This window comes from Thermodesulfovibrionales bacterium (assembly GCA_026417875.1).
GTDB lineage: Bacteria > Nitrospirota > Thermodesulfovibrionia > Thermodesulfovibrionales > CALJEL01 > CALJEL01.
This window is the reverse complement of record JAOACK010000156.1, coordinates 1-554: the sequence shown is the minus strand read 5'-3', so window position 1 is coordinate 554 and position 554 is coordinate 1. Positions and strand designations below refer to the sequence as shown.

The following is a 554-nucleotide window of genomic DNA, read 5'->3' as shown; positions in this document are numbered from 1 at the left end:
AGGTAAGAAAGATTTTGAAGAAGTATTTCATGTGGGTTCAAAATTCTGTGTTTGAAGGAGATATAACAGAGGGTAAGCTTACAAAATGTAAGCATGAATTATTAAAAGTTATAAATGAAGCAGAAGACTCTATTTACTTTTATAGTCTCGAGAACAGGTTAAATTATAGAAAGACAATTTTGGGGGTTGAGAAAGAGTTAACAGGAAATATATTATAATTGCATCGGACCTGTTTTTAAATTGTATAGGCACTAAATACTTATCAGGCAAATGATTGAATACTATTGCTAAAAAAAGAAAAAAAACGATTAAAGGCTTGATGCAAAAAAAAATCATTTTGAATCTATTAACATTGTATTTAAAAGCTGTTATAATACTGATAAATAAAGGTTTTTCAGTTGTAAAAATTATTCTTTCACAGCAGAGTTTCATCTGAACCATGTGGGATATAAAGGAATAGTGAAAGAGGCTGAATTCTTCTCTTAATCCCGTTTCATCTGAACCATGTGGGATATAAAGTTGATTGACGTCAAGGGCTTTATACTCCCTTGACA

At 30.3% G+C, this 554-nt stretch carries 1 protein-coding gene; it reads left to right on the top strand.

Going from position 1 to position 554, the window contains the following annotated elements; all coding sequences use genetic code 11:
• Positions 1-218 (top strand): CRISPR-associated endonuclease Cas2 (cas2, locus tag N2257_10825; GenBank protein MCX7794878.1); only part of this gene is annotated, 218 nt, incomplete at its 5' end.
• Positions 219-554: the final 336 nt, after the last annotated feature.